The sequence below is a fragment of the Actinoplanes sp. NPDC051633 genome (genome assembly GCF_040681735.1).
Taxonomy (GTDB): domain Bacteria; phylum Actinomycetota; class Actinomycetes; order Mycobacteriales; family Micromonosporaceae; genus Actinoplanes.
In genome coordinates, this window is record NZ_JBFAZH010000699.1 from 1 (window position 1) to 4,167 (window position 4,167).

Below are 4,167 nucleotides of genomic sequence, written 5' to 3' on the forward strand. Positions count from 1 at the left end.
CCCCGGGGTCCTCGGCGAACTTGGACGTGGTCGCCTTCTCGTCGAAGGCCTGCCCGCCGAACTGCCAGTTGAGCGCGTGGAACTGCAGCACGCCGGTGAACGGGAACGGGCTCGCCCAGTGCCCCTGGATCTTCTTGGCCTTCAGCGCCTCGAGCGCCGCCATGTACTCGTCGTTGTTGGTCGGCGGCTTCTCCGGGTCGAGCCCGGCCGACTCGAGGACCTTCTTGTTGTAGAACATGCCCAGCGGGTGCACGTCCAGCGGGATCGCGTACCGCTTGTCGTTGTAGACCCCGGCCCGCCACACCGGCGGGGAGAAGTCCTCCTCCTTGAGCTGCAAGGAGGCGGCCAGGTCGTCCAGCGGCAGCACGACGCCGCGGGCCGCGTTGGTGGCGACCTGCTCGACGTGCATGATGCCCAGATCCGGGCCGTTGCCGGTGGAGACCGCGCCGGGCACCTTCTGGTAGTAGTCGGCCCACTCGTAGACGTTCATCGTGACCTTGATGTTCGCGTTGGCCGCGTTGAACTTCTCCACCAGCGACTTCATCACCGGGCCGTCGCCGCCGGTGAAGCCGTTCCAGAACGTCAGCGCGACGTTCGGCCCGGTATAGCTGGTGGCGGCGGGCTCGGCGTTCGAGCCGCCGCCGTTCACCACGGGGTTGGGGCCGTCGTTGCCGCAGGCGCTGAGCAGGACGGCGCCGCCGGCGCCGACACCGAGGCCGAGCAGGCCTCGGCGGGACAGGTGGTTACTCACAATTTCTCCTCGAAGGTCAAGGCGTGCCACGAGATCGGGGGGAGGGTGACGGTCGTGCCGCCGGCTGTTTTCGTTGGTACGACGCGGGTCGGCGCGTCCGCAGTGTTGATCGCAGTGGTGTCGTCATCGGCCAGCGCCAGATGCTCGGCCGGCCGGTGGTTCGGGAAGGCCCGCAGGTCCAGCTCGAGCCGGACCTCCTCGGTGCCGCGGTTGACCACGAAGACCACGAGCGCGCCGGTCTCCTGGTCGTGGGTGGCGACCGCGTCGACCACGGGCACGTCGCCGAAGCGGCCGGTGCTCATCAGTGGCGCGGTGATCGCGGTGCGCAGGACGGTGCCCCGGGCGAGCCGGGCGGTCTGCGCGAACGGGTGGAAGATGGTCTGCCGCCAGGCCGGCCCGGCGGCCCGGGTGCGGATCGGGGCGATCACGTTGACCAGCTGCGCCTGACAGCCGACGGTCAGCCGGTCGGCGTGCCGCAGCATGCTGATCAGCAGGTTGCCGACCACCATCGCGTCGGTGACGTCGTAGTCGTCCTCGATCAGCGCCGGGGTGCGCTCGATGCCCCGGTCCTCCGGCTCGGTGAACCGGGACTGGTACCAGACGTTCCACTCGTCCAGCGAGAGGTTGATCCGCTTCTTGCGGCGCAGCTTCGCGCGGACGTGGTCGGCGGTGGCGATCACGTCCTCGACGAATCCGTCCAGGTCGACCGCGGACGCCCGGAAGCTCGCCTCGTCGTGCTTCTCCGGGTCGTAGTACGTGTGCAGCGAGATGTAGTCGACCTGGTCGTACGCCTCCTCCAGCACGGTCGCCTCCCAGGCCGCGAAGGTCGGCATGTCGGCGTTGGAGCTGCCACAGGCGACCAGCTCGATGCTCGGGTCGACGCGCTTCATTGCCTGCCCGGCACGGGCGGCGAGCCGGCCGTACTCGCGGGCGGTGAGCCGGCCGATCTGCCACGGGCCGTCCATCTCGTTGCCCAGGCACCAGAGCCGCACGTCGTGGGGTTTGGCGACGCCGTGCGCCCGCCGCAATTCGCTGGCGGCAGTGCCCTCGGGCAGGTTGCAGTACTCGACCAGGGCGGTGGCCGCCTCGATCCCCCGGGTGCCGAGGTTGACCGCCATCATCGGCTCGACCCCGGCGGCGGTGGCCCAGCGCATGAACTCGTTGAGCCCGAAGGCGTTGCTCTCGATCGACCGCCAGGCCAGGTCGAGCCGCGTCGGACGGTCGCCGGCCGGGCCGACCCCGTCCTCCCAGCGGTAGTTCGAGACGAAGTTCCCGCCCGGGTAGCGCACCGTCGTCACGCCGAGCTCACGAACCAGGTTCAGCACGTCGGCGCGGAGTCCATCGGCGTCGGCCTCGGGATGTCCCGGCTCGAAGACGCCGGTGTAGACGCACCGGCCCATGTGTTCGACGAACGAGCCGAAGAGGCGAGGATCGACGGGCGCGATCGCGTACGCCGGGTCCAGAGTGAGCTGCGCCACTGACATAGCTCTGTTTACAACGTGGTATTCAACGTTGTAAAGCGCCAGCGGCCATTTGTTACGTCGACGTTTCCCGGCCGCGAGTGCTTTCTCGCGTAATGAGACGATGTGTCACGCGCACCTCGCGTGGCGCCTCGTCGCTCTGGCCGATGCGCTCGGCGAGCAGGTCGACGGCAATCTCCGCGATGCCCGCCATGTCGGGCGCGATGGAGCTCAGCGTGGGCGTGCTGAACCGGCCGTCCTCGATGTTGTCGAACCCGACCACGGCGACGTCCTCGGGCACCCGGCAACCGCGTTGCAGCAGCGTGCGGATGGCGCCGAGGGCGAGCAGGTCGTTGAAGCAGAAGACCGCATCGGGCGGCTCGGCGCCCTCGAGCAGCCGGGCCATCGCGGCCGCGCCGTCCGCCCGGTGGAACTGCTCCGCCGACGCGACCAGGCTCGGGTGGGCGGGCAGCCCCGCGTCGGCCAGGGCCCGCCGATAGCCGGCCAGTCGCTGCTTGGCGGTCACGGCGGACGGGAAGTCCTGCGCCCCGATCGCCGCGATCCGGGTGCGGCCCAGCTCGGCCAGGTGTGCGGTGGCGTCCGCCGCGGCGACCTCGTTGTCGATCACCACGTGGTCGGCCGGGCCGTGCGACACCCGCTCGCCGAGCAGCACCATCGGGGTGCCGTCGCCGTGGGTCAGCTCCTCCCCCGCCAGCGCGAGCGGGCTGAAGATCAGGCCGTCGATGGCGTGCCGGCGCAACCCGGCGACCAGGTTGCGTTCGCGGTCCGCGTGCCCGTCGGTCTGGTCGATCAGCACGGTCCAGGAGCGACGCTCGGCGGCCTGCACGATCAGTCCGGCGATCTCGGCGAAATAGGGCGATTGCAGCTCGGGCAGCGCGAGCGCGATCACCCCCGAGCGGCCGCTGCGCAGCTGGCGCGCGGCCACGTTGGGCTTGTACCCCAGCTCGTCGACGGCAGCCTGCACCCGCGCGCGTGTTTCCGGGGCCACGTGGACGTAGCCGTTGACCACGTTCGACACAGTCTTGATCGACACGCCCGCCAACGCCGCGACATCCTTCAGGCCCGGAGGCATAACGCGGACTATAACAACGCAGCCCCATGCAACCTGATCCATTTCCGAGCCGTCAGGGGGGCGTGAGAGTTCAGGAGGCTCGTAGATGACGGACCGCGATGAGCAGTTCCACGACTTCGTGCTGGCCCGGCGGGCGCAACTGGTGCGTACCGCGACGCTGTTGACGGCGGGCGACAGGCACCTGGCGGAGGACCTCGTCCAGCAGACCTTGACCAAGCTCTACGTGGGCTGGCCGGCCTTTCGCCGGGCGGACAACCCCGAGGGGTACGTGCGCCGCGCGCTGGTCAACGCGCTGACCGACGAACGCCGCCGGATCTGGCGGCGCCGGGAGCGGTCGATGGCCCAGCTCCCGGACGTCCCGGCCCAGGCCGGCAGCGTCGAGGCGGACGGTGCCGAACGCCTCCGCCGGGCGCTGAAGGATCTGCCGCCGAGGATGCGGGCCGCGGTGGTGTTCCGCTACTTCTACGACCTCGGGGTCGCGGAGACCGCGGACGCTCTCGGCTGCTCCGAGGGAACCGTCAAGAGCCAGACCGCCCGTGCCCTGGACCGGCTCCGTGCCGTCCTCACGCCCCACGCACCATTTCTCCACCAAGGAGTGAACTGATGATGGACCTGCGCGACGGACTCGAGCAGATCGCCGGCCGGCCCGTACCGCCGAACTCGGCCGAGCTGATGGCGGACCTGGGCCGGGGCCGCAAGGCGCTGCGCAAGCGCCGCACCCTCCAGGCGGCCGGCGGCTCGCTCTTCGCGGTGGCCGCCGCGGTGGCGGCGATCTCGCTGTCGGGCGTCGGCATCACGCCGGGCACCGCGGGTGACCGCCCGCCGGCCGCAACCGGCGCCGCCACCCTGAAGCTGGTCGACTA

Annotated in this window: 5 protein-coding genes; 2 read left to right on the forward strand and 3 right to left on the reverse strand. The window is 70.5% G+C overall.

From position 1 onward, the window contains the following. The 3 genes from AB0M20_RS30040 to AB0M20_RS30050 all read right to left on the reverse strand — a co-directional run. The coding region (locus AB0M20_RS30040) for an extracellular solute-binding protein (RefSeq protein ID WP_364303686.1) at positions 1 to 751 on the reverse strand (751 nt) is incomplete at its 3' end. Next, a complete protein-coding gene (locus AB0M20_RS30045; protein WP_364303687.1) occupies positions 748 to 2,235 on the reverse strand; it encodes an alpha-N-arabinofuranosidase in 1,488 nt (495 codons plus the stop codon). The genes AB0M20_RS30045 and AB0M20_RS30040, both read right to left, overlap by 4 nt. A gap of 52 nt (positions 2,236 to 2,287) precedes the next feature. Next, positions 2,288 to 3,304, reverse strand: coding sequence for a LacI family DNA-binding transcriptional regulator (locus AB0M20_RS30050; RefSeq protein ID WP_364303688.1), 1,017 nt, complete (start codon positions 3,302 to 3,304; stop codon positions 2,288 to 2,290). An 85-nt stretch (positions 3,305 to 3,389) separates the two neighbouring features. Here AB0M20_RS30050 and AB0M20_RS30055 point away from each other — a divergent pair, with 85 nt between their 5' ends. Then, positions 3,390 to 3,908 (forward strand): SigE family RNA polymerase sigma factor, encoded by a 519-nt coding sequence (locus AB0M20_RS30055; RefSeq protein WP_364303689.1) that lies wholly within the window; start codon positions 3,390 to 3,392, stop codon positions 3,906 to 3,908. Then, a partial coding sequence (locus AB0M20_RS30060; RefSeq protein ID WP_364303690.1) for a hypothetical protein occupies positions 3,908 to 4,167 on the forward strand: 260 nt, incomplete at its 3' end. The genes AB0M20_RS30055 and AB0M20_RS30060, both read left to right, overlap by 1 nt.